This window comes from Bradyrhizobium sp. USDA 4451, from assembly GCF_054822585.1.
Genome location: NZ_JBTRCH010000001.1, coordinates 4,826,445 through 4,851,044 on the forward strand (window position 1 = coordinate 4,826,445; position 24,600 = coordinate 4,851,044).

Below are 24,600 nucleotides of genomic sequence, written 5' to 3' on the forward strand. Positions count from 1 at the left end.
GACAGAGGACATGGCGATGTATTCGGGGCGTGTAGTGGGAATGGCTTTGCTGGGTGCAATGCTCGGGACCGCGGCAATTGGCGCCGCTCGGGCGGCGGAACCGCCGCTGAAGATCGGCTTACTGGAGGACGTCTCCGGCGACCTGGCGTTCATGGGCATGCCCAAGCTGCACGGCTCGCAGCTTGCGGTCGAGGAGATCAACAAGAGCGGCGGCATCCTCGGCCGGCAGATCGAATTGATTCATCTTGATCCGCAGGGTGACAACGCCCGCTATCAGGAGTTCGGCCGCCGGCTGCTCAATCGCGACAAGGTCGACGTGCTGATCGGCGGCATCACGTCCGCCTCGCGCGAGGCGCTGCGTCCGATCGTCGATCGCACCACCACGCCGTACTTCTATACGAACCAGTATGAAGGCGGCGTCTGCGATGCCAGCATGATCAGCATGGGCGCGGTGCCGGAGCAGCAATTCTCGACCCTGATCCCCTGGATGGTCGAGAAGTTCGGCAAGAAGGTCTATGTGATCGCCGCGGACTACAATTTCGGCCAGATCTCCGCGGAATGGAACCGGAAGATCATGAAGGATCTCGGCGGCGAGGTCGTCGGCGAGGAATTCATCCCGCTCGGCGTGTCGCAGTTCGCGCAGACCATCCAGAACATCCAGAAGGCGAAGCCGGATTGGCTGCTGACCATCAATGTCGGCGCCGCGCAGGACTCGTTCTTCGAGCAGGCTGCCGCGGCCAATCTCAACCTGCCGATGGGCTCCTCGATCAAGGTCATGCTCGGCTTCGAGCACAAGCGATTCAAGCCGCCGGCGCTCAATAACATGCATGCGACCGCGAACTGGTTCGAGGAGATCGATACGCCCGAAGCCAACGACTTCAAGAAGCGCTGGCACGCCAAGTTCCCCGACGAGCTCTATATCAACGACATGGGCTATAACGCCTACAACGCGCTCTACATGTACAAGACGCTGGTCGAGAAGGCGAAGTCGACCAAGCTCGAGGACATGCGCAAGGTGATCGCGACCGGCGACGCCTGTATTGATGCGCCCGAGGGCAAGGTCTGCATCGATCCGAAGAGCCAGCACACCTCGCACCGCATGCGCCTGATCTCGGTCGGGCCCAAGCACGAGGTGACGGTGGAGAAGGACTACGGCACGATCCAGCCGTACTGGCTCGGCGAGATCGGCTGCGACCTCTCCAAGAAGAACGACAAGGATCAGTACACGCCGAGTCATCTTCCCAGCAAATCGTAATGCATATGGGCACGAATCTTGCTCGTGCATTGCATCTCGAACTTGAAGCGAACCGGCGCCGCACTGATGCGGCGCCGTGGTCACGGAGACTGGAATGTCGGCTGAGCTCTTCTCGGTATTCTATCAGTTCGCCGACGTCTTCGCGTTCCTGATCCTGTCGGCGGCGGGCCTGGCCATCGTGTTCGGCATGATGGGCGTCATCAACATGGCGCATGGCGAGTTCATCATGTGCGGCGCCTATGTCACCGTCGGCCTCGTGAACCTCGGCGTGCCGCTGCCGATCGCCCAGATCCTGGCGGCATTGACCGCGGGGATCATCGGCATGATCGTCGAGTTCCTGATCGTGCGGCGCTTCTACAAGCGTCCGCTCGATTCGTTGCTCGCGACCTGGGGCCTCAGCCTGATCGTGACGCAGTCGATGCTGCTGATCGTCGGCTCCGCGGTGCGCGGCATCGGCACGCCGGAGGGCAGCTTTGCGATCGGCGGCTATACGTTCTCGACCTACCGCCTGGTGCTGTTCGGCGCTGCGGTGGCGGTGCTGGCCGGGCTCTATATCATCTTCATGAAGACGCGGTTCGGCGTGATCGCGCGCGCGACGATGCAGAATGCGGCGATGGCGAAGGCGCTCGGCGCGCGCACCGGGCGGATCTATTCCATCAGCTTCGGCATCGGCACCGCGCTTGCCGGCCTCTGCGGTGCGCTCTATGCACCGACCATGACGCTGATCCCGACCATGGGCGCGACCTTCGTGGTCGAGAGCTTTGTCACCGTGGTGATCGGCGGCGCCAATGTGCTGCTCGGCACCGCGCCGGCCGCGGTGTTCCTGGCGATGATCCGGATGGCGCTGAACGCGAGCTACGGACAGATCATCGGCCAGATCGGCATGCTGTTTGCCGTCATCCTGATCATACGTGTGCTGCCTGAAGGCCTATCCAGCGTGCTGGTGCGTCGTGGGCGCTAGACGGGAATTTCCGATGTTGAAGCTGCTCGAGGGCCCGCAGACGCTCGGACGGGGCAAGATATTCTGGTCGTGCTTCCTGGCCGTGCTGGCGGGCGCGCTGATCTATCCGCTGTTCGCCGACTCCTATGATGTCGGCAATTTTGCCTACTTCCTGATCTGGATCTTCATGGCGCTCGGGCTCTGCCTGATGTGGGGCTATGGCGGCATGCTGTCGTTCGGCCAGACCTTCTTCTTCGGCATCGCCGGCTACGGCTATGGCGTGCTCGCCATCAACATGGGCGGCGGGACGGCGACGATTGCCGCGCTGGTGCTCTCGGTGGTCATCGCGATGATCGCAGCCGGAATCCTCGGCTACTTCATGATCTGGGGCGGCATCAGCGGGATCTTCTTCGGCATCGTGACGCTGTCGGCGACGCTGGTGCTTGCCTTCTTCCTTGGCCAGACCGCCGGACCGGAATGGCATATCGGCCCGGCGCGGCTGAACGGCTTCAACGGCATGAAGGGGATGGACCCGCTCACCGTCGGCAGCTTCGATATCGAGGGATCGGCGCTCTATTACCTCATGATCGCGCTGATCGTGATCGTCTACATCGCGCTGCGCATGCTGGTGAATTCGAGCGTCGGCAATGTGATCGTGGCGACACGCGAGAATCCGCAGCGCGCCGAGATGCTCGGCTACGACGTCCGCAAATATCAGCTCCTGACCTTCGTGATCGGTAGCGGCCTCGCGGGGCTCAGCGGCGCGCTGTACACGTCGTGGGGCCAGTTCATCACGCCGTCCAGCATCGGCCTGCCGGCGGCGGCGATGCCGATCGTGTGGGTTGCGTTCTCCGGGCGCAACGATCTGACCGCGACCTTGGTCGGCTCCTTCCTGCTGCTGTTCGGCTTCCAGACCATCACGGTCTACAGCCAGCAGGCGGCGCTGGTGCTGATGGGCGTGCTGCTGCTCGCCACCGTGATGCTGGCGCCGCAGGGTTTCGTGCTCGGCATCGGCAAGCTCGTGGTCGATTGGTGGAGCAAGCGCCGGCGTCGCGACGAGGGCCCCGCATTAGCCGATACCGGCCGCCTGCAATCGGATGAGACCTGAGCCATGGCACTCGTCGAGGTGAAAGGTGTATCGAAGCGTTTCGGCGGATTGACCGCCGTCTCCGAGGTCGACCTGACGGTCAATGCCGGTGAGGTCCATTGCCTGATCGGACCCAACGGGGCCGGGAAGAGCACGCTGTTCAAGCTGATCGTCGGCCTCTATCCGCCGAGCACGGGCAGCATCTTCTTCGACTCCACCGATATCACTGCCGAGAGGCCGTTTGCGCGGGTGCAGCGCGGCATGAGCATCAAGATGCAGGCCCCGAGCGTGTTCAAGGAGCTGCCGGTGCGGCAGAACCTCCAGATCGCGTTGCAGGAACGTCTGTCGGGCGCAGAATGCGGTGCCGAGGAAGAGCGGCTGCTGGCGTTGCTCAATCTGGCCGAGGACTCCGGCAAGCTCGCCGGCGCGCTGTCGCACGGCCAGCAGCAATGGCTGGAGATCGGGATGGCGCTGGCCCTGCAGCCGCAACTGCTGTTGCTGGACGAGCCCACCGCCGGCATGTCGCCCGAAGAGACCTACAAGACCGGCGAGTTGATCAAGTCGTTCAATGCCGAGGGCATGACGGTGCTGGTGGTCGAGCACGACATGGCGTTCGTGCGGCAGGTCGCGCAACGCGTCACCGTTTTGCATCTTGGCAAGATCTTCGCGCGCGGCAGCCTCGACGCCATTCTGGAAGACGAGAAGGTCGCGGAAATCTATCTGGGTAAGACCCATGCCCACTGATCGCATTCTGGACGTGTCGGGACTTTGGGCCGGCTACGGCGCGACGCCGATCCTGCAAGGCGTCAGCATGCAGGTATCGCGCGGCGAGATCGTCGGCGTGATCGGCCGCAACGGCGTCGGCAAATCGACCCTGATGCGCTGCCTGATCGGGCTGTTGCAAACCTGGCGCGGCACCATCAGCTTCATGGATCAGGATGTCACCCAGCTCGAGGCCGATGCGCGGGCGCGCGCCGGCTTCGGCTACATCCCGCAGGGCCGCGACGTGTTTCCGCAGATGAGCGTCGAGGAGAATTTGCAGGTCGGCGAGCTGATTGGCGGCCCCGACGGAAAAAAATTGCCGGAGCTGGTCTACACGTATTTTCCGCGGCTGAAGGAACGGCGGCGCCAGATCGCGGGCACCATGTCGGGCGGCGAGCAACAGCAGCTCGCGATCGGCCGGGCGCTGATCGGCAATCCGGCGCTGATGATCCTCGACGAGCCGTCCGAGGGCATCCAGCCGTCGATCGTGCAGCACATTTGCGAGGCGCTGAAATCGTTCCGCACCGAGCTCGGCACCACGATCGTGTTCGTCGAGCAGAACCTCGACACCATCCTGGAGATCGCCCAGCGCTGCTACATCATGGAAAAAGGCAAGATCACGCGATCGCTGGCCGGCGAGGAAGTCAACGCCGACAATGTGCGCGCGCAGCTGCTGCTTTGAGCGGCCGGCCGCGCGGCGAGGACTTGCATTCGACAATCGATAATAACGGAGGGAATGGACATGGATCTGGGACTCAAGGGAGCAAAGGTTCTCGTTACCGGCAGCACCAAGGGCATCGGCAGAGCGATCGCCGACACGTTCGCGGCCGAGGGCGCCAATGTCGGCATCTGCGCGCGCAACCAGGCGGATGTCGAGGCAGCCGTCACCGCGCTCAAGGCCAAGGGTGTCGCTGCGTTCGGCGGTGCAGTCGACGTCTCCAACGGACCGGCGCTGAAGGCCTGGGTCGCCGATATGGCTGCAAAACTCGGCGGCATCGATGTCGTGGTCGCCAATGTCAGCGCGCTCTCGATCGGGCAGGACGAGGAGAGCTGGGAGAAGGAATTCTCCACCGACATGATGGGGACGGTGCGGCTCGTCAACGCCGCGATGCCCTATCTGGAGAAGAGCGCGGCGGCGGCGATCGTCACGATCTCCAGCGTGTCGGGACGCGAAGTCGATTTCGCCAGCGGTCCCTATGGCACCTTCAAGGCCGCGATCATCCACTACACCCAGGGCCTTGCCTATCAGCTCGCGGCCAAAGGCATCCGGGCCAATTCGGTGTCGCCGGGCAACACTTATTTCGAGGGCGGCGTCTGGAACATGATCAAGGACGGCAATCCCGAACTGTACAAGACCGCGCTGGCACTCAACCCGACCGGCCGCATGGGCACGCCGCAGGAGATGGCCAATGCCGCCGTGTTCCTCGCCAGCAAGGCGGCGAGCTTCATCACCGGGACGAACCTCGTCGTGGATGGCGCCTTGACGCGCGGCGTGCAGTTCTAGCTGGGGGCGACAGCGACATGTCAGCAGATCCATTGCACTACAAGTCGATCACCGAGATTTCCGGGCTGATCCAGCGCGGCGAGGCCAAGTCCTCGGAGATCACCGAGGCGATGCTGAGCCGGATCGCCAAATTGGACGGCCAGTTTCACGGCTACGCGCACGTCCTTGCCGAGCGGGCGATGGGGCAGGCGAAGCAGTGCGATGCGGAGATCGCCAGGGGCATCTGGCGCGGTCCGCTGCACGGCGTTCCGATCGGGCTGAAGGATCTCTGCTACACGACGTTCGCACCGACCGCAGGCGGCACCACGATCCACGCAAAATTCGTGCCGTCCTTCAACGCCACGATCGTGGATCGGCTCGAAGTCGCCGGGGCGGTGACGCTCGGCAAGCTCAAGATGACGGAAGGCGCCTATACCAGCCACCATCCGTCCGTTCAGGCACCGCTCAATCCGTGGAACGTGAACTATTGGGTGGGCTCGTCGTCGAGCGGGTCCGGTGTCGCGACATCGGCGGGTCTTTGCTACGGCTCGATCGGCAGCGACACGGGCGGCTCCATCCGGTTTCCGTCGGCGACCTGCGGCCTGACCGGCATCAAGCCGACCTGGGGCCGCGTCAGCCGGCACGGCGTCTTCCCGCTGGCGGACTCGCTCGATCACGTCGGGCCGATGTGCCGCAGCGCTGCGGATGCGGGAGCGATGCTCGGCGTCATTGCGGGCGCCGACTCCAACGATCCGACCGCGTTGCGGGCGCCGGTGCCGAACTATCTGGCCGGTATCGCCGACGGCATCAGGGGGCTGAGGATCGGCGTCGATCGCAGATATACCCAGGAGGGCATCGATCGGCAGGTTGTCGCCGCGCTCGTGCAAGCCGAGCGCACGCTCTCGGATCTCGGCGCCGAGATCCGAGAGATGCATTTTCCGCCCTATCAGAAGCTGGTCAGCCAGTGGATTGCGATGTGCTCGGTGGAGACGGCGGAAGCCCATCTCGACACCTACCCGGCGCGCAAGTCGGAATACGGGCCTGATCTCGCCCAGCTGATCGAGCAGGGCAGGGCGACCAGCGGCGTCGACATCGCCGCGATCCATCACGAGCGGCTGAAGTTCGCGGGCCAGCTCGCTGCGATGTTCGAGGACATCGATCTCCTCTTGATCCCGACCATGCCGGTACCGATCCCGACGCTCAGCAAGATGAGCGAATACGGCGCCGATCCGACCGTGCTCCTGAGCATCCTGCGCTTCACGGCGGTGTTCGACTTCTCGGGCAGCCCGACCATCACGTTGCCGATGGGCATGGCGTCCGACCGGATGCCGCTCAGCATGCAACTGGTCGGACCGCATCTCGCCGAGGACGTGCTGGTCCGCGCCGGGGCCGCATTCCAGTCGGTGACCGACTGGCACACGCGGCGGCCGCCGATCGAATAGCGCGCCGTCAGTCGGTTACGCCTTGCCGGAAAGTCTGGCCGCGATCGCGCGATAGCCGCGCATCCACATGTGATCGAGATCGAGGTCCATCGGCAGCGGCTGCGAGGAGACGCGCGCGATCACGGTCTCGGTGGCCGGATCGATGTAGATCCACTGGCCATGGATGCCGACCGCGGCAAACGGCGCTTCGCGCCGGTCGAGCGTGTACCATTTGTTGCGGTAATTGCCGTTCGGGAACACCTTGGTCAGGTCGCCGCGCGACCAGGCCTCGGCATTGCCGTTCTGCCTGATGTCGTCGACCCACCAGCTGGGCACCACCTGTCGCCCGTTGCTGATGCCGTGATTGCGCATCATCTCGCCGAACCGGGCGAGGTCGCGCAGTGTCGCGCAGATGCCGCCGGCGACGCGCGCTGCGCCGCGTGAATCCACGGTGATGTAGGCGTCGTGCTCGGCGCCCATCGGCTGCCACAGATAGTGCGACAGGATCTTCGCATAGGACATGCCGCAGGCACGCTCATAGACCCAGCCGAGCACGTCGGTGTTGGTCGAGACGTAGTGGAAGGTCTGGCCATGCGGCGCGCCGTTTGGCCGCAGTGTGCGCAGATAGTCGCGCAGATTGCTCGGCGGGATGGTGGGATCCGGCAGCTCCCAGCCGGTCGAGCGCCGGTAATTCATGACGTCGCCGTCGCGCGCCATGTAATCCTCGTCGAAGCGGATGCCGACGCTCATGTCGAGCAGATGCCGCACCGTGCAGCTGCCGCCATAGACCGAGCCTTCCATCTCCGGGATGTAGCGCGTCACCGGCGCGTCGGGATCCAGCCTGCCGTGATCGGCCAGGATGCCGCCCAGCGTGCCGGCGACCGACTTGCTGACCGAGAAGATCAGGTGTGGCGCATCCGGCGCCAGGCCGTGGGCATACCATTCGAACGCGACCTGTCCGCGATGCGACACCACGATGCCGTCGGTGTGGCTGGTGCGCAGCGCCTCGCCGACGCCGATCTCCTCGCCGCGTGGGTCGGCGAAGCTGACGTTGTCGAGATAGCGCGGCGCAAACGACAGCGGCGCTGCCGCCGCGGCGCGCGCGATGTTCGCGGTCGGCAGCAGTTCGCGGACATTGCGGAATGCCCACTCGTTGAACGGATGTTGACGCCAGTTGGCGAGCGTGACTTGTTCGTCAGCCGCCGACGGGAAGGCGGCCATGATGCGACGCGAATTCATTCTTAATCCAGCGATGCCATTGGGAGACATGCGAAAGTTCCGCATGCGCCACGCCGCTCGCAATCAACCGGATGGTGGAGGGGGCCGTCGGGTTACCGTGGCGTAACCGTTTCAGGATGCGCGCTTGGCCCGCAATTTGCTTGACTATGCCCTGCGGCTGCCCCAGCGTGACGGGCATGCGACGCGCAGACGTTCGCCATCGGGAAACATCGGGAGGTAGGTCATGATCGCGCTTCTGGGCCGACCGGATCCGGCAACCACGCAAGCCATTCAGTTCGCACGCGGAATTCTCGAGGGGTCGGCGACGGCGTTCTACGAGGTCGACGGCAACCTGACCCTCAACCGCTTCGTGCTCTCCAGCAACGTGCCGCCGAGTTTCCACGACCAGTATCTGGCCGGCATGAACCGGCTCGATCCGCTGCATCCGCGCTCCGCCAGCAACCGGCCGATCGCCCGGCTGAGCGTGGCGCTCAATCAATGCGCGACCCAGGAGGCGGCGACCTACCGCGCCTTCGCCGGGCAATGCGGCGTCGCCGACATGATCGAGTTCTTCTTCCGCCGCAATGACCGGATCGTCGCCGGCATGAGCGTGCTGTGGGCGCCGGGTTGCACCATCCCCGACGGCAGCATGAACATCGCGGAGAAGATCCATGATTATCTCGAATTCAACCTGACCAGCCGGCTATCGTCGAATGCCGACGACCCGGCGCGCTACGGCCTGACCTCGCGCGAGATGGAAGTCGTCGAGCTCTTGTGCTGCGGCCGCACCAACCGCGAGATCGGCGAGTGCCTGAACATCGGGCTGGCGACGGTGAAGACCCATCTGATCCACATCTTCGAGAAGCTCGGCGTCGAGACCCGCTCGGCCGTCGTGGCGATGATGTCGCGGCCGCATTGAGGGTGTGAGCTCACGCTATATCCACGCGTCGTCCCGGCCTAGTGCGCAATTGCGCACGGGGGCCGGGACCCATACTCCGCGGCCCGCGTTGTGAACGGGACTCGTCGTTCCAACTGCGCACAACAATCAGCATTTGTGGTTATGGGCCCCCTGAGTTCACAGGGACGACATCGAACGTGCCCGTCGATTAATTTTGCCGCAGGCCGTTCCCGATCCACCGTACGGTGGATTGCTGCCACCGCCTGCGCCAGCCGAGAGTCCCGCAAGGACCGGTGTCGTATTCGACAATGTTGGCGAGCGGCTGCCGCTCGCAGACATTGAAGGATTCGACATGCGTGATTTCATGGCCATCGGCCGCTCGGTGGCGGTTGCCGAGCGTGGCATGGCGGCAACCTCGCACCCGCAGGCGACGCTGGCCGCGGTCGAGATGCTGAAGGCTGGTGGCAATGCCGTCGATGCCGCGGTGGCGGCCGGTCGCGGTGCAGGGCGTGGTCGAGCCGCAGATGACCGGCATCGGCGGCGACTGTTTTGCGCTCTATTCTCCTCACGCGGGCGAGCCGATTGCGCTGAACGGCTCGGGCCGCACGCCCGCCGGCACCGACGTCGAGAAATTTGCCGCAAGCGGCGCCCGCGACATTCCGCCGACCGCGCCCGAGGCGGTGACCGTGCCTGGCGCGATCGATGCCTGGTGCCGGCTGGTCGCCGATCACGGCAGCAAGTCGCTGGAAGAAATCTTCCGGCCGGCGATCGCGGCCGCCGAGCAGGGCTTTTGCGTGACGCCGCGCGTCGCCGAGGACTGGCGCCGCTTCCGGGCGCGGATCGAGATCGATGCCAACGCCGCGGCGCAGTTCCTTCCCGGCGGCAAGGCGCCCGAGGTCGGCGACATCCGCACCCAGCCTGCGCTCGGCCGCACCCTGCGCCGGATCGCCCAGCACGGTCGCGAGGCATTCTACGCGGGCGAGGCCGCCGACGAGATGGTTGGCATTCTGCGCGCCCTCGGCGGCGCCCACAGCAGCGAAGACTTCGCGGCGCAGAGGTCGGACTATGTGCGCCCGATCTCGGCGCGCTACCATGACCACGATGTGGTTGAATGTCCGCCGAACGGGCAGGGCTTGGCCGCGCTGATGATCCTGCGCACACTCGCCGGCTTCGACGTCGGCGCGCTGGCGCAAGCCGATCGCATCCATCTGCTCGCCGAAGCCACCAAGGCCGCCTACCGCGCACGGGACGCCTTCTTCTGCGATCCCGCGACCGGCACGGTCCATTCGCCGGCGTTCCTTGCCGAAGACTATATCGGGATGATCCGCAGCAAGATCGACATGAACCGGGCTTCCGCGCCCGCGGCCTGGGACGATATCGAGCATCGCGACACGGTCTATGTCACGGTGGTCGATCGCGATCGCAACGCGGTCTCGCTGATCAACTCGCTGTTCTATCCGTTCGGCAGCGGTATCTACGCGCCGAAATCCGGCATCCTGCTGCATAACCGCGGCTGGAGCTTTCGCGCCAGGCCCAGACATCCGAATTCGCTCGGGCCGCGCAAGCGGCCGATGCACACGATCATCCCGGGCCTGCTGCGCAAGGACGGCAAGACCGTGATGTCATTCGGCGTGATGGGCGGCCATTACCAGGCCGCGGGCCACGCCAATCTGATCTCGAACATCTTCGACATGAAGATGGACATCCAGGCCGCGGCCGAGGCGCCGCGCTCCTTCGCGTTCGACGGCGCACTGTCGCTGGAGACGACCATTTCGACGGATGTCCGCGACGAGCTGCGCGGCCGTGGTCATGATGCCCGCTTCTCCGAGGAACCGATCGGCGGCTGCCAGGCGATCCGCATCGACCATGCCCGCGGCGTCCTGTTCGGCGCTTCGGACCACCGCAAGGACGGTCTGGCGCTGGGATTTTGAGGTGCGTCACACAATTTCGGAATAATAGAACAATGCCTCTGATTTGCCGGACATGTCAAGTCGCCATGTCGAGTGCCGGCACGCCGCCGGCTCCTTTGCATGGGGTTGTTTTCCAGGTTTTGGCAGTGCGTCCCCGCGGAGGCAGGCAATTCGCAATAGCCCTGCGCTTGCGGGGAGCTGGCGGAGCATCCACCGGACGGTGGATTGTTCCAAATGCCGACATGCCGAACGTTTGGCGTCACGCCGGTGTCGTGCGCGGTTAGGCCGCCGTGCACCGCACAGTGCGCGCCCCAGGCTTTCCCAATCGAGAAGTTGATCCGCATGACCAGGACATTCGCCGACACGGTCTTCCGCAACGGCCGGATCTACACGTCGAACCGGGCGCAGCCCTGGGCGAGCTGCGCGGCCGTCAAGGCCGGCCGGTTCATCGCCGTGGGCGAGCAGCGCGACGTCGCATCGCTGATCGGCGAGGGGACCACGACGGTCGATCTCGGCGGCCGGATGGCGATGCCGGGGATCGTCGACATCCACAATCACATCATGATGGGCGGGCAGGCCGATCTCTACGAGCTGCGTTTCTCCAACGCCGACAGCATTCCAGGGATCGCCGAGACCCTGCACAAGGCGGCGTCGGACGCCAAGCCCGGCGCCTGGATCGTCGGCGGGCAGTTCGGCAACAATCTGCTGAACGAGATGAACACCGCGGAGTCCTGCGCGCTGCTCGATGCGGCGTGTCTCGGACATCCCGTCGTGCTGCGCGACGACACCTATCACAATCGCTGGGCCAGCTCGGCGGCGCTGCGGCTGGCCGGTGTGCAGGCCGACAGCCCCGATCCGACCGACGGCGAGATCGGCCGCGACCTCAAGACCGGGACCTTGACCGGGATCATGATCGAGGCCGCCTCGGGCCTGGTCGAGCGGGCGCTCGCCGCCTCCGGTCACTACACCGCCGAGATGGACCGCGCGGCGGTAGCCCGTTCGATCTCGGTGCTGAATGCCTATGGCGTCACCGCCTTCATCGATGCCGCCAGCATGCAGCCGATCATGGCGGCGCTGAAGGGGCTCGACGACCGCGGCGAGCTCACCGCCTGGGCGGTCTGCGCGATGCCGGTGGTCGAGCCCGGCTTCATGTTCGGCAAGGCCGGCGAGGAGCTGTTTGCGCTGCGCGAGGATTACCGCGGCGCGCATGTGAAGCCCGACTATGTGAAGGTGTTTCTCGACGGCGTGCCGGGCGCCAAGACCGCGGCCTTCCACGAGCCGTATGTCGCCGATCCCGTGCGCGGCTGCTGCTTCCGCGGCGCCACCATGTTGACCGTGCCGGACCTGATCCGCTGGCTCGGCCGCTGCGAGAAGCTTGGCCTTGCCGCCAAGATCCATTGCGCCGGCGATGCCGCGGTCACCCAGGCGCTCGACGCCATCGATGTGGTGCGCAGCTTCAACGGCCCGACCCATCTGATCCACCAGATCGCGCATGCGAGCTATATCGCGCCCGACGACATCAAGCGTTTCGCCGAGCTCGGGGTCGCTGCCGATCTGTCGCCGATCATCTGGTACCCGACCGTCTTCCTCGAGGCGCACAAGGCCGCGATGGGCGAGGAGCGCGCGCAGCGCTTCTGGCCGAACCGGGATTTGAAGGAGGCCGGGGCGCTGATGGCCGGCGGCTCGGACTGGCCTGTCATCCCGATCCCCGATCCCTGGCAGGGCATCGAGGGCATGGTAACGAGGCAGAATCCCACCGGCGATTTTCCCGGCAAGTCGCTATGGGCCGAGCAGGCGCTCGACCTCAAAACCGTGATCGACATCTACACCATCGACGCCGCGCGTGCGGCCGGGCTCGGCCAGACGATCGGCTCGATCGAGGTCGGAAAATCGGCCGATTTGATCGTGCTCGACCAGATGATCTTCGACATTCCGCCGGATCAACTCGCCGATACGCGGGTCGAGATGACCTTCTTCGAGGGCCGCAAGGTCTACGAGCGGAGCGCGTGATGGCAGCGGTGCATCAGATCCCGGTTACGGTGCTGACCGGCTTCCTTGGCAGCGGCAAGACCACGGTGCTGAACCATCTGCTGCGCCAGAAGGAGCTCAATGGCGTCGTCGCCATCATCAATGAGTTCGGCGAGGTGGCGCTGGATCATCTCCTGGTCGAGAGCAGCGAGGATCGCCTGGCGCTGCTCGACAATGGCTGCATCTGCTGCTCGGTGCGTGAGGATCTGATCGAGACGCTGGCCGACCTCGCGTCGCGCCGGGCTGATGGCACGATCCCGCCGTTCCACCGCGTGCTGGTTGAGACCACCGGGCTCGCCGACCCCGTGCCCGTGCTGCACACGCTGATGACCGCACCCGATGTGGTCGGCCGCTACCGGATCGACGGCGTGGTCGCGACCGTCGATGCCGTCAACGGCGCGCATACGCTCAAGGCGCATGGCGAAGCCGTCCGGCAGATCGCGGTGGCCGACCGGCTGCTGGTAACCAAGACCGATCTTGCCGCCGACGATGCGCTGGCGCGGCTCGACGCGCAGCTTGCTGCGATCAATCCGGTCGCAACGCGTGCGCATGTGCGGAACGGGATCATCGATCCAGCGAAGATTCTCGATGCCGGACTGTTCGATCCGTCGTCCCGCTCGGCCGACGTCGTCAACTGGTTCGATCTGGCGGCGCGGGCGGCGAACGCACCGCACGATCGCGCCGATCACCATTGCCATGGCGAGGATTGCGGGCATCACAGCCACCACACGCACGATGCAGGCGTGTCGTCCTTCAGCCTTGTGATCGACGAGCCGATCCAGCGCGAGGCGTTCATGCGCTGGCTCGACTATGTCGCCGCCCTCAAGGGCGAGGACCTGCTGCGTTTCAAGGCAATCGTGCATGTCGCCGAGCAGCCCGATGCGCCAATGGTGGTGCATGGCGTGCAGCACGTGTTTCATCCGCCGATCACGCTTACCGGCTGGCCGTCGGCGGACCGGCGCTCGCGGCTGGTCTTCATCGTGCGCGGCATCCCGCGCCAGATCATCGAGAACACCTTGTGCAAATTTGCCGCGGTGAGCCGCAACGCGATTCAACGTTCGGCGGCGTAGGTCCGTGATCGGATAGTTTCATTGTTGGTTGTGGAGGGAGAGGGACATGACTGAGACGAAGAACGGCAAGGGAGCTGGTGCGTTCAACCGGCGCACGCTGCTGAAGGCCGCCGGTATCACCGGCCTCGCATCGGCGACCAACGTGCCGCTGGTCAACATCGCGAGGGCTGCCGGCAATACGATCAAGATCGGCTGGGTCGGCTGCCTCTCCGGCGTCCGCGCACCTTTCGCCGAGCCCGACACCTGGATCCATGAACGCGTCAAGGCGCGGCTGAAGGACGGCCTGAAGATCGGCGGCAAGACCTGGCAGGTCGAGTTTGTTTTCAAGGACAATCAGTCCGATCCCAACCGCTCGTCGGTGGTTGCGAGCGAATTGGTGCTGCGGGAGAAATGCGACCTGATCCTTATCGAGGACGGCGACGCCCAGGCACCCGTGCAGGAGCTCGCCGACGCCCGCGGCATTCCCTCGATCTCGACCATGGTGCCGTGGCAGGGCTGGATGTTTCCGCGCAAGTCGACGCCCGACAAGGGTTTTCCCTACAGCTATCATTTCTTCTGGGGCGCCGATGACGTCGTGAAGAATTTCCTCGGCATGTGGCAGTCGGTCGATACCAACAAGAAGGTCGGCACGCTCTACATCGACAATCCCGCCGGCCAGGCGTTCTCCGACCCGAAGGTCGGTCTGCCCGGCGGCATCACGGCGGCGGGCTATCAGGAATTCTCCGCCGGCAAATTCCAGATCGCGACCGACGACTTCACCAATCAGGTGTCGTCGTTCAAGAACAGCGGCGTCGACATCGTCTCCGGCTTCACGTACGGCAATCACTGGGTGACACTGTGGAATCAGGCGGCGCAGGCTGGGTTCAAGCCGCAGATCTGCACGGTGGCGGCAGCGTTCCTGTTTCCGAGTGCGGTGAACGCGCTCGGCGATCGCGGCGACGGCATGTCCACCGAAGTGTGGTGGACGCCGGCCTATCCGTTCAAATCCTCGCTGACCGGGCAGAGCGCGGCCGAACTAGCTGCCGAATGGGAGAAGACGACCGGCAAGCAATGGACCCAACCGATCGGTTACGCGCATGCGTTGTGGGAGGTTGCGCTCGCCGCATTGCAGAACAGCGACCCAAAGGACAAGAATTCGCTGCGCGATGCCATCGCGGGTCTCGATATGGAGACGGTGGTCGGGCCGGTGAAGTTCAAGGGAACGCCGATCAAGAACGTCGCGGTGACCTCGCTGTCGGGCGGGCAGTGGCGCAAGACCAAGGGCGGCAAGTCGAAATACGAACTGCTGATCGTGCACAACGGCACCGCGCCGTTCATCCCGAAGCAGGCCGATCTTGAGCTGCTCTCCAAGCTGGCCTGAGATGGCACCGCTTCTGCGCGTCAGCGGGCTTTGCAAGCGCTTCGGCGAGATCGTTGTCGCCGACAATGTCGGCTTCGCTCTGGCGCGCGGCGAATGCCTCGGCGTGATCGGTCCGAACGGCGCCGGCAAGAGCTCGCTGCTCAACCTGATCGTCGGCCTGCTCAAGGCCGACGGCGGGTCGATCATGCTCGATGACGCCGAGATATCAGAGCTGCCGCCGCATCGCCGGGCACGGATGGGGCTCGGGCGCGCGTTCCAGATCCCGCAGCCGTTTCCGCATCTCTCGGTCTACGAGAACGCGCTGGTCGCAGCGTCCTACGGCGCGGGCCTGTATGGCGAGGCGGCGTCGGACTGGACCATGGAGGTGTTGCAGCGGACCGGGCTTGACGCCAAGGCCGACAAGCTCGCCGGCGCCCTGCCGCTGATCGACCGCAAGCGGCTGGAGTTCGCCAAGGCGCTGGCTTCGAAGCCGAAGTTGATCCTGCTCGACGAGATCGCCGCCGGGCTGACCGAGCCTGAGGTCGAGCGCCTCGTCGCAATCATCCAGTCGGTGAAGGCAGACCATGCGATGATCTGGATCGAGCACATTCCCCACGCGCTGCGCGCGGTGTCGGACCGCATCCTGGTGCTCGATTTCGGCCGCAAGGTGCTGGAGGGGCCGCCCGCTGAGGTCATGGACAGCGCCGTGGTGCGCGAGATCTACATGGGATTGAAGGCCGATGGCGTTGCTTGATGTGAACGGCCTGCAGATCTTCTACGGCGATCTGCAAGCCGTGTTCGACATGAACTTTACCGTCGCCGACGGCGAGGCGGTGGCGCTGGTCGGCGCCAACGGCGCCGGCAAGTCGACGTTCCTGAAGGCGCTGGTCGGGCTCAACGAGGAGCGGCAGGGGGCGGTGCATTTCGATGGCATCGACATCTCGCAGATGCCGGCCGAGGACGTCTCGCGGCTCGGCCTCATCATGGTGCCCGAGGGCCGCCTGCTGTTTGATTCACTGACCATCGAGGAGAACCTGCTGATGGGCAGCGTCAATCGGCGCAAGGGAAGCTGGACCTTGCGGCGGGTGTTCGAGCTGTTTCCGATTCTTGAAGAGCGTCGCCGGATGTTTCCGGGCCAACTCTCGGGCGGTCAGCAGCAGATGGCGGCGATCGGCCGCGCGCTGATGTCGAACCCGCGGCTCTTGCTGTGCGACGAGATCTCGCTCGGGCTTGCGCCGGTCGTGGTCGAGCAGATCTATCGCTCCTTTGCCGATATCCGCCGCGAGGGCACTGCCGTCGTGCTGGTCGAGCAGGACGTCAAGCGCGCGCTCGCGACCTCTGAACGAATTTATTGCCTGTTGAAGGGGCGGGTGTCGCTGACCGGCTCGGCGCAAGGAATGCAGCCGGAGCAGCTGACCCACGCCTATTTCGGTAACTAGCCAGGATTGGCAACAAAGATGATCTGGGTTGAGACATTGATCAACGGGGCTCTGCTGGGCGGGCTCTACGGCCTGCTCGGCATCGGGCTCGCGCTGGTGTTCGGCGTGATGCGCGTCGTCAACATCGCCCATGGCGAGTTCATGGTGCTGAGCGCATTCTGCGCCGTGCTGCTCTCCAACGTGTTTCCGCAGGTCTCGCCGCTGTTGATGCTTATCCCGGTGATCGCATTGTCGTTCGGAATCGGCTGGCTCTACCAGGCGCTCATCGTCAACCGGGTGGTGACGTCGCCCGATCCGCTGTCGCCGTTGCTGCTCACCTTCGGCGTCTCGGTGATCCTGCGCAACGTGATGGTCGAGATCTTCGGCGCCGACGTGCGCAGCCTCCAGGTCGGCGAGCTGTCGCGGGCCAGCCTCGAGGTTGCCGGCCTCAACGTCGGCATCATGCCGCTGCTGACGCTGGTACTCGCTGCGCTGCTATTCATGGCGCTGCAGCTCGTGCTGCGCCATACCGAGTTCGGCCGGATCGTGCGCGCCACCGCCGACCGCCGCGACATCGTAAGGCTGTCCGGGGTCAAACCCGACCGGGTCTACAACTATGTGATGGGCCTGTCGCTGGCGCTCGGCGCGATCGGCGGCGTGCTGCTTGCGGTGCGCTCGAGCTTCACGCCGTTCTCGGGTGCCGAGCGGCTCCTGATCGCCTTCGAGGTCGTCGTGCTCGGCGGGCTCGGCTCGTTCTGGGGCGCTCTGCTCGGCGGCATCGCGCTCGGCATGGCGCAACTGATCGGGCTGAAGATCGATCCGAATGCCGGGCTGCTCTATGCGCACCTCCTGTTCTTCATCATGCTGCTGATCCGCCCGTCGGGTCTCGTGTCGAGCAGGGTGTGACGCCGATGCCGACACGGACAATTCTTTTGGCCTCTGCCATCGTGCTGGTTGCGATCATCGCCGGCGCGCCCTTCGTGCTAAACGAAGGCGTGCTGCGGCTCGCGACCGAATGCCTGCTGCTACTGACGATGGCGCAGATGTGGAACCTGCTGGCGGGCTATGCCGGGCTGGTCTCGCTCGGCCACCAGGTCTTCATCGCCTTCGGCGCCTATGCGCTGTTCCTGACCTCCGGCTGGCTCGAGGTCACCCCGATCTGGGTGCTGCCGGTGGCGCCGCTGGTCGCCGGCGCCGTCGCGGCGATCATCGCGTTTCCGCTGTTTCGGCTGCGCGACGCCTATTTTTCGATCGCGATGTGGGTGTTCGCCGAGATCATCGGCGCCTTCACGATGAAGTCGCAGGCGGTCGGCGGCACCTCCGGCGTGCCGCTCGCCACTAGCAAGCTGATCGATTTCGACTGGTTCGAGCCCACGATGTTTTGGCTCGCCGGCGGCCTGACGCTGATCATGATCGCTGCATTATACAAGATGATGACCTCGAGCTTCGGGCTCGGGCTGATGAGCGTGCGCGACAATGATTTCGCCGCGATGAGCATCGGCGTCGATGTCCGCCACAACCGCTTCATCGCCTTCGTGCTGTCGGCGGCGGGATGCGGGCTGGCCGGCGCGCTCAGCTTCATGGGCAATCTGTTCATCGCGCCTCTGGCGGCCTTCGATGTCAACTGGTCGGTCTACATGATGTTCATCGTGATCATCGGCGGCATCGGCACGCTCGAAGGCCCGATCCTCGGCGTCATCATCTTCTTCGGCCTGCGCGAGCTGATGACCGGGCCGCTCGGCCTGTCCGGCGGCTGGTATCTGGTCGGGCTCGGGGTGATCGCCGTCGTCGTAATGATCGTGGCGCCGCGCGGCATCTGGCCGGCGTTGCGCGATCGCCTCGGCGTGCGGTTGCTCGATGTTCACCGTGCCGCGCCGCGCCCGGCCGCGGCCGAGATGCTGCCGACGACGTCGGAACAGGTTACCGGATAAGGCGGGCCTTCACGCCGTCACCTTTGCTTGTATTCTGACCGTTCTGGCTTTGAGTGGAGGGCGCGATGGCTCTGATATCCCGGCATGGCGGATGGGCGTTGGCTGGCCTGGTCGCGGCAACATTAGCGGTGCCGCCATCGGCGCAAGCCGAGCGCAGGATGTGGCCGCAGGCGGCAGCGACGCATCCGATGGACGGGCTGACGACGGACGAGATTCGTTCGGTTTCCGAAACCCTCCGCGGAGCCGGCAAGCTCGACGATGCGACGCGCGTCGTCTCGATGACGGTCGAGGAGGATCCCAAGGACGAGGTGCGGGCGTGGAAGCCCGGGCAGCCGTTCGCGCGCCGCGCCACCGCGACGCTGTTGAGCGGCGGGCATCTCTACGAGGCGCATATCGACCTCGCTGCGCGCAGCCTCGTCGGCTGGGAGGAGATCAGGGATCATGAGGCCGCGCTGACCATCGACGAATTGGTGTCGGCCGGCGACCTGCCGAAGCAGGACCCGCGCTGGATCGCCGCGATGGCCAGGCGCGGCATCACCGATTTCAAGAACGTGCTGTGCCTGCCGCTGACGGTCGGGCCGGTCACCGATCCGGCCTTGAAAGGGCGCCGCCTGCTCAACGTGCCCTGCGTCGACACGTCAGGCGCCGCCAACAATCTGTGGGGCAAGCCGATCGAAAACCTGTTCGCCCAGGTCGATCTCAAGAGCAAGACCGTGCTGTCGGTGACCGATCTCGGCGTGGTGCCGCCACCGCCGCAGACGCCCTCGCACGCCTATGCCGACTCCGGCAAATACCGCAAGACGCCGAAGCCGATCGAGATCACCGCGCCCGAGGGCAGCAATGTGAAGGTGGAGGGCGGCCAGGTCCGCTGGGACAATTGGTCGTTCCATGTCCGCCTCGAGCCGCGCGTCGGCGCCGTGCTGTCCCTGATCCGCTACGACGACCACGGCAGCTTCCGCGACATCGCCTACCAGATCTCGGCGAGCGAGATGTTCGTGCCCTATATGGATCCGGCGCCGACCTGGTCGTTCCGCGCCTACATGGATATCGGCGAGTACGGCTTCGGCGTGCTGTCCAGCGAATTGCAGCGCGGCGTGGATTGCCCAGAAGGCGCACATTACCTCGATCTGACGATCTCGGACACCAAGGGCAATCCGGTCGTCTCGAAGGGCGCGGTCTGCATCTTCGAGCGCCCGACCGGCGATCCGATTTGGCGCCACAGCGAACTGCTCAACAACACCGCCGAGGTGCGGCCGAACAATGAGCTGGTGGTGCGGATGGCGCCGGTGGTCGGCAATTACGACTATCTGGTCGACTATGTGTTCGACCGCGCCGGCAACATCGACGTCAAGCTCGGCGCCTACGGCATCGACGCCACCAAGGGCGTCGCCAGCAAGACACTGAGCGACCCGACCGCCGCGCAGGATACCGCCTACGGAACGCTGGTCGACGAGGGGCTGCTCGCGGTCAACCACGATCACTACATGACATTCCGGATCGACATGGACGTCGACGGCACCGCGAACCGCCTGGTCGAGGACCGCTTCAATGTCCGCCGGCTGGAGCAGGGCCAGCGCAAGAGCCTGTGGCAGGTCGACACCAGGCCGGTTTCGACCGAAGGGCCGATCACGACGCCGCTGAATGCGGCGCAGTTCAGGATCGAGAGCGCGGGCAGGACCAACAAACACGGCTACCGCACCAGCTACCAGATCATGCCCGGCCATTCCGACGTCTCGGTGCTCGCCAAGGACGATCCGATCCAGTTGCGTGCCGGCTTCAGCGCCTACACGCTATGGACCTCGGCCTATGCCTGTGACGAGCGCTATGCCGCGGGCATGTACCCGAATGGAAACCCTGAGATCGACGGCCTGCCGAAATGGACCGCGGCGAAGCGGCCGATCGAGGATCGCGATCTCGTGCTATGGTACACGGTCGGCTTCCGCCACGTGCCGCGCGCCGAGGATTGGCCTGTCATGCCCGGCCTGTGGCACGGCTTCCGGCTGCGGCCGTTCAACTTCTTCGATCGCAATCCCGCGCTCGACGTCCCGCCGATGGTGAACGCCCGGGATACGAAATGAAGGCCCGCATGTATCGCATCGGCGCGCTGCTGGCGTTGCTGGCGACAGCCCCAGCCGCGCTCGGCGCAGCGGCCGAAGCCGGCACCAACGATGCGTCCTTGCTCTATTTGAGCAGCGACGACTGGGACCGACAACCCGCGCCGCGCAAGGTCGCGCTCGCGGCCGACTTCATGCGGATCTTCTGCACGGTTCAGACGATGTCGGCCGCGTCGCTGGCCGACTGCCTCGATCGCGACAAGGCCGATGGCGCGGTGTTCGAGCGCGCCATAGCCTGCGTCAGCGCACTGTCAGCCGGCCGCTGAAAGGCCGGCGTCGATTCCTTCGGCGATCCGCTTCACGTCCGCCGTGGTGAGGATCAGCGGCGGGGACAGGATGAGGTTGTTGCCGGAGACCCGCAGCATCACGCCCGCCTCGTAGGCGGCGTCGGCGACCTTGGCCATCGTCTTCTTGTCGGCGGGTTTCTTGCTGTCGCGATCGGCGACCAGCTCGAGCGCAGCCATCAGGCCCTTGCCCCTGACATCGCCGACCAGCGCATGCTTCGCCTTGAGCGCGGCCAGCGCCTGCGCAAGGTCCTTGCCGCGCGCAGCGGCGTTCTCGTCGAGCCTGAGGCGGCGGGTCTCGGCGAGCGCCGCCAGGCCCGCGGCGCAGCCGACCGGATGGCCCGAATAGGTGTAGCCGTGGCCGATCGAGCCGAATGTCGTGGTGTCGGCCTCGAAGGCCTCGGCGACGGCTTCGCCGATCAGCGTCGCGCCGAGCGGGAAGTAGCCCGAGGTGATCGCCTTGGCCATCGTCATCATGTCGGGCTTCACGCCCCACAGCCGCGAGCCCGACCATGCGCCGGTGCGTCCGAAGCCGGTGACCACCTCGTCGGCGATCATCAGGATGCCGTGACGGTCGCAGATCTCACGCGCCAGCTTCATGAAGTTGTCGGGCGGCACGATCACGCCGCCCGCACCTAACACCGGTTCCATGATGAAGGCCGCGATGGTGTCGGCGCCCTGAAACGCGATCTCCTCTTCCATCGCCGCCGCGCAGAGCTGCGCGAGCTTTGCGGGATCGGTCTCATTGAAGGGATTGCGGTAGGTCCACGGCGCCGGGATATGGAACACGCCGGGCAGCATCGGCTCATAGTTGCGCCGGAAGTTGGCGTTGCCGTTGACGGAGGCGCCGCCGAAATGAGTACCGTGATAGCCCTTCTTCAGTGCCAGGAACTTGGTGCGATCGGCCTGGCCCTTGATCTTCCAGTATTGCCGCGCCAGCCGCAGCGCGGTCTCGACCGAGTCCGATCCGCCCGAGGTGAAGAAGGCGCGCACCATGCCTTCCGGCTTGAACCACTCGGTGAGCTCGTAGGCGAGCTCGATCGAGGGACCGCTGGAGGTGCCGCGGAAGCCTGAATAATACGGCAGCGCGCTGAGCTGGTCTGATATCGCCTGCTTGATCGGATCGCAGCTGTAGCCGAGATTGACGTTCCACAAGCCGCCGACCGCATCGATCACGGTCTTGCCGTCGATGTCGGTGACTTCGACGCCTTCGCCCTTCATCACGATCCGCGGCGGCTGCGCCCGCATCTCGGCAGGATGGGCCATCGGGTGCCAGATCGGCTTGGCGTTGTTCTCAACCAGGAAGTTTCTGTCGCGCATGATCGCCTCTGTTACTCGAACTGCAGCCCGAAATGCCGCAGCGCCTCGCCGTAGGACGCGGCCGGGTTGCGCACATCAAACAGCACCGTGCGCATGTTGCACGCAACGGCGCCTGCGATGTTGCGGCGCTGGTCGTCGACGAAGACGCAATTGTCTGCCTCGAGCGCCAGTTCGTCCAGCACGCTTTGGTAGGCGCGGGGGTCTGGTTTCAGGATCCCGGTATGAGTCGCGTCGACGATGGTCTCGAAGCGCTCCAGGATGGACAGGCGGTTGCGGAAATCGGCGCCGTAGAACAGGTCGAGCTCGTTCGACAGGATGGCGAGCCGGAGCCCGGCATCGGCGGCGAGCTCGATCGCGCGCACCGCCTCGGGGCGGATCACGGTATCGGGATCGGCACCGCGCGCCCGTATCACGAAAGTTTCCATGTCGCGCCAGTCTTCGCCGAGCATGCGGCCGACCTCGCGGCTGCGGGTCAGCCAGTAGTCGCGCTCCGAAATCTCGCCGCGCTGCATCGACGCCCATAGCGGGTCGCTGTCGGGCGCGAACGGTCCGAGCCATTTCAGCGTGCACGGGGCAAGCCCGAGCGTGCGCTCGGTCAGGTCATGGGTCTCGAACAGCGTCTTCGAGATCACGCCGCCAAAGTCGAGCACCAGCGCCTGGGCGTGCGGCCTTGTCATGCGGCAGCCGTCGCCCGGCCGGGGCGGACAACGCCGGCCGCGACCCAGCGGTCGAAGATGCCGAGCACTGTTTCGTTGAATGCGGCGCTGTTGATGTGATCCTTGATCTCGTGCAGCTCGACCGGGGGCTGAATCGCCGCGCGCATCGCATCCACAAAAGCGGCGAGGGCGTCGGGATCGTGCAGCGCCTCGCCCTCGCGGTCCCATTGCTGGATGCCGCCGGCCGGCAGCACGAAGGCCACCGGTGCGGTGGCGCTGGATAACTTCTCGGCAATCGCGCGTGCGATCCGCCGGCGGTCAGTGGCCCCAGACGTCGCCGACGCAAGCAGCCGGTTGTGCGCGTGGAACGGCCGATCCGACAGCTCCTTGGGAACGCCGAGCCAGGCCGGGAAGTCGACCATGTCGATCGCGCCGGGCGCGACGATCTGCGGAATGCCGGCACGGCCCGCATTCTTCAGCCTGTCGGCGCCGGAGTTGACCACCGAGCCGGTGAGCTGGTTGGCGACTTCCTGCAAGGAGAGATCCAGCACCGCCGCGAAGCCACCCTGAGCTGCGATCGATTCCATCGCGCGGCCGCCCATGCCTGTCGTATGGAAGACGACGACCTCATAGCCGCGCCGTTCGAGCTGCGGTTTCAGCTCCACCATGTAGCGCAGGCAGCTCTTGCCGAGCGAGGTGATCGCGACCACCGGCCGGTCCAGGCTGGGCTTGATCGCGCTCTTCGCGGCGCCGACGATCGCGCCGCAGGCTTGCGACAGTACGGCCGTGCAGGTGCCGTTGAGGCCGTAGAGCCCGCCGGCCCACAGAATCATCATCAGGTCAGCGGCGACGCGCTCGGGCGGAATCAAATGCGAGAAGGCGACAGTCGAGACGATCAGCTTCGGCAGGCCGAGCGGCAGCGCCTGCGCGACGTCGAGCGCAAGATCGGTTCCCATCGTGCCGCCGATCGCGATCACGCCGTCGATGGCATCACGCGCGGCGAGCTCGCGCGCTAGATTGGCGGCGCCGATCGCCATCAGCGACATCGCGGAATTCTCGTCGCCGCTGGATGCTATCGCCGCGATCGTGGTCTGCGCGGCGGCCGCCACCGCATGCTTGTCATGTGTGGGCTGATAGGGCGGATCACCGAGCACGCTGATGTCCATCACGATCGTGCGGCCGCCGGCGCGCGCGATGCACTCGCTCATGAACAGCAGTTCGTCGGCCTTGGTGTCTCCCGTTCCGATCAGGAGAATGCGGGGCTCTGTCATCTCAGGCATGACCTTCGGCTCGCCGGCGGCGTGAGGGATGTGGACGAGTTGGTTTGCACCCAGCGTGCGGGAGCGTTCGGCCATCGTGCGATCACGCTATGGGGACGCTCGCTGCGATGACATCCACCTATCGGTTGATTGCTGCCAAAGCCTTGATTTAGTGAGGATTGCACCATGCCAGCGATCCCGGTCGGG

General features: G+C 65.3%; 22 protein-coding genes and 1 pseudogene. 18 read left to right on the forward strand and 5 right to left on the reverse strand.

The genetic code is table 11. The features are described from left to right. Positions 1-10: 10 nt before the first annotated feature. The 7 genes from ACVMB0_RS22100 to ACVMB0_RS22130 all read left to right on the forward strand — a co-directional run bounded on the left by ACVMB0_RS22100 (position 11) and on the right by ACVMB0_RS22130 (position 6,969). Entirely contained in the window at positions 11-1,255 is a 1,245-nt protein-coding gene (locus ACVMB0_RS22100) for an urea ABC transporter substrate-binding protein (protein ID WP_461347662.1), read from the forward strand. Positions 1,256-1,349: 94 nt separating this feature from the next. After that, complete coding sequence (locus tag ACVMB0_RS22105; protein ID WP_456755588.1) at positions 1,350-2,216, forward strand: ABC transporter permease subunit; 867 nt, start codon at positions 1,350-1,352, stop codon at positions 2,214-2,216. 13 nt (positions 2,217-2,229) lie between these two features. Beyond that, on the forward strand, positions 2,230-3,303 hold the full coding sequence (locus ACVMB0_RS22110; RefSeq protein WP_461347663.1) for a branched-chain amino acid ABC transporter permease: 1,074 nt from the start codon (positions 2,230-2,232) through the stop codon (positions 3,301-3,303). A 3-nt stretch (positions 3,304-3,306) separates the two neighbouring features. Further along, positions 3,307-4,026, forward strand: a complete 720-nt coding sequence (locus ACVMB0_RS22115) for an ATP-binding cassette domain-containing protein (RefSeq protein ID WP_461347664.1) — start codon at positions 3,307-3,309, stop codon at positions 4,024-4,026. Then, the gene (locus ACVMB0_RS22120) at positions 4,016-4,726 is read left to right on the forward strand and encodes an ABC transporter ATP-binding protein (RefSeq protein WP_456755585.1); all 711 of its coding nucleotides are present in this window, start codon (positions 4,016-4,018) and stop codon (positions 4,724-4,726) included. Before ACVMB0_RS22115 ends, ACVMB0_RS22120 begins: the two co-directional genes overlap by 11 nt. A gap of 60 nt (positions 4,727-4,786) precedes the next feature. After that, the gene (locus ACVMB0_RS22125; RefSeq protein ID WP_456755584.1) at positions 4,787-5,548 is read left to right on the forward strand and encodes an SDR family NAD(P)-dependent oxidoreductase; all 762 of its coding nucleotides are present in this window, start codon (positions 4,787-4,789) and stop codon (positions 5,546-5,548) included. A gap of 17 nt (positions 5,549-5,565) precedes the next feature. After that, positions 5,566-6,969 (forward strand): amidase, encoded by a 1,404-nt coding sequence (locus ACVMB0_RS22130; protein WP_456755583.1) that lies wholly within the window; start codon positions 5,566-5,568, stop codon positions 6,967-6,969. 15 nt (positions 6,970-6,984) lie between these two features. Here ACVMB0_RS22130 and ACVMB0_RS22135 read toward each other — a convergent pair whose 3' ends face one another. Both ACVMB0_RS22135 and ACVMB0_RS22140 read right to left on the reverse strand, forming a co-directional pair. Next, a complete protein-coding gene (locus tag ACVMB0_RS22135) occupies positions 6,985-8,187 on the reverse strand; it encodes a serine hydrolase domain-containing protein (RefSeq protein WP_461347665.1) in 1,203 nt (400 codons plus the stop codon). Further along, the gene (locus ACVMB0_RS22140; RefSeq protein WP_456755581.1) at positions 8,144-8,365 is read right to left on the reverse strand and encodes a hypothetical protein; all 222 of its coding nucleotides are present in this window, start codon (positions 8,363-8,365) and stop codon (positions 8,144-8,146) included. Before ACVMB0_RS22140 ends, ACVMB0_RS22135 begins: the two co-directional genes overlap by 44 nt. 45 nt (positions 8,366-8,410) lie before the next feature. On the opposite strand from ACVMB0_RS22140, the gene ACVMB0_RS22145 reads away from it, so the two are divergent. The 11 genes and pseudogenes from ACVMB0_RS22145 (at position 8,411) to ACVMB0_RS22195 (ending at position 21,140) form a co-directional block, all read left to right on the forward strand. Continuing rightward, on the forward strand, positions 8,411-9,085 hold the full coding sequence (locus ACVMB0_RS22145) for a helix-turn-helix transcriptional regulator (RefSeq protein ID WP_461347666.1): 675 nt from the start codon (positions 8,411-8,413) through the stop codon (positions 9,083-9,085). A 331-nt stretch (positions 9,086-9,416) separates the two neighbouring features. Beyond that, positions 9,417-10,995, forward strand: a pseudogene (locus ACVMB0_RS22150) (gamma-glutamyltransferase family protein). Positions 10,996-11,316: 321 nt separating this feature from the next. After that, positions 11,317-12,984 (forward strand): amidohydrolase, encoded by a 1,668-nt coding sequence (locus ACVMB0_RS22155; RefSeq protein ID WP_461347667.1) that lies wholly within the window; start codon positions 11,317-11,319, stop codon positions 12,982-12,984. After that, the gene (locus tag ACVMB0_RS22160; RefSeq protein WP_461347668.1) at positions 12,984-14,072 is read left to right on the forward strand and encodes a CobW family GTP-binding protein; all 1,089 of its coding nucleotides are present in this window, start codon (positions 12,984-12,986) and stop codon (positions 14,070-14,072) included. The genes ACVMB0_RS22155 and ACVMB0_RS22160 overlap by 1 nt, the downstream gene beginning before the upstream one ends. A 46-nt stretch (positions 14,073-14,118) precedes the next feature. Continuing rightward, positions 14,119-15,432 carry an ABC transporter substrate-binding protein gene (locus tag ACVMB0_RS22165; protein WP_461347669.1) on the forward strand — a complete coding sequence of 438 codons (1,314 nt, stop codon included), beginning with the start codon at positions 14,119-14,121 and terminating at the stop codon, positions 15,430-15,432. Position 15,433: 1 nt separating this feature from the next. Continuing rightward, positions 15,434-16,165 (forward strand): ABC transporter ATP-binding protein, encoded by a 732-nt coding sequence (locus ACVMB0_RS22170; RefSeq protein WP_461347670.1) that lies wholly within the window; start codon positions 15,434-15,436, stop codon positions 16,163-16,165. Then, positions 16,152-16,850 (forward strand): ABC transporter ATP-binding protein, encoded by a 699-nt coding sequence (locus tag ACVMB0_RS22175; RefSeq protein ID WP_461347671.1) that lies wholly within the window; start codon positions 16,152-16,154, stop codon positions 16,848-16,850. Before ACVMB0_RS22170 ends, ACVMB0_RS22175 begins: the two co-directional genes overlap by 14 nt. A gap of 18 nt (positions 16,851-16,868) precedes the next feature. After that, positions 16,869-17,735, forward strand: coding sequence for a branched-chain amino acid ABC transporter permease (locus ACVMB0_RS22180; RefSeq protein ID WP_461347672.1), 867 nt, complete (start codon positions 16,869-16,871; stop codon positions 17,733-17,735). Between the two features lie 26 nt (positions 17,736-17,761). Further along, entirely contained in the window at positions 17,762-18,760 is a 999-nt protein-coding gene (locus ACVMB0_RS22185; RefSeq protein WP_461347673.1) for a branched-chain amino acid ABC transporter permease, read from the forward strand. Positions 18,761-18,825: 65 nt separating this feature from the next. Continuing rightward, positions 18,826-20,838, forward strand: a complete 2,013-nt coding sequence (locus tag ACVMB0_RS22190) for a copper amine oxidase (RefSeq protein ID WP_461347674.1) — start codon at positions 18,826-18,828, stop codon at positions 20,836-20,838. Then, a complete protein-coding gene (locus tag ACVMB0_RS22195; protein ID WP_456755572.1) occupies positions 20,835-21,140 on the forward strand; it encodes a hypothetical protein in 306 nt (101 codons plus the stop codon). Before ACVMB0_RS22190 ends, ACVMB0_RS22195 begins: the two co-directional genes overlap by 4 nt. Here the strand turns inward: ACVMB0_RS22195 and ACVMB0_RS22200 are convergent. From ACVMB0_RS22200 to ACVMB0_RS22210, 3 genes are read right to left on the reverse strand one after another with little or no spacing between them, the layout of a single operon-like run. Then, positions 21,126-22,478 (reverse strand): aminotransferase class III-fold pyridoxal phosphate-dependent enzyme, encoded by a 1,353-nt coding sequence (locus ACVMB0_RS22200; protein WP_461347675.1) that lies wholly within the window; start codon positions 22,476-22,478, stop codon positions 21,126-21,128. The genes ACVMB0_RS22195 and ACVMB0_RS22200 overlap by 15 nt on opposite strands. A gap of 11 nt (positions 22,479-22,489) precedes the next feature. Next, positions 22,490-23,155 (reverse strand): HAD family hydrolase, encoded by a 666-nt coding sequence (locus tag ACVMB0_RS22205; RefSeq protein ID WP_461347676.1) that lies wholly within the window; start codon positions 23,153-23,155, stop codon positions 22,490-22,492. Next, complete coding sequence (locus ACVMB0_RS22210; protein ID WP_461347677.1) at positions 23,152-24,414, reverse strand: Tm-1-like ATP-binding domain-containing protein; 1,263 nt, start codon at positions 24,412-24,414, stop codon at positions 23,152-23,154. The genes ACVMB0_RS22205 and ACVMB0_RS22210 overlap by 4 nt, the downstream gene beginning before the upstream one ends. Positions 24,415-24,600: the final 186 nt, after the last annotated feature.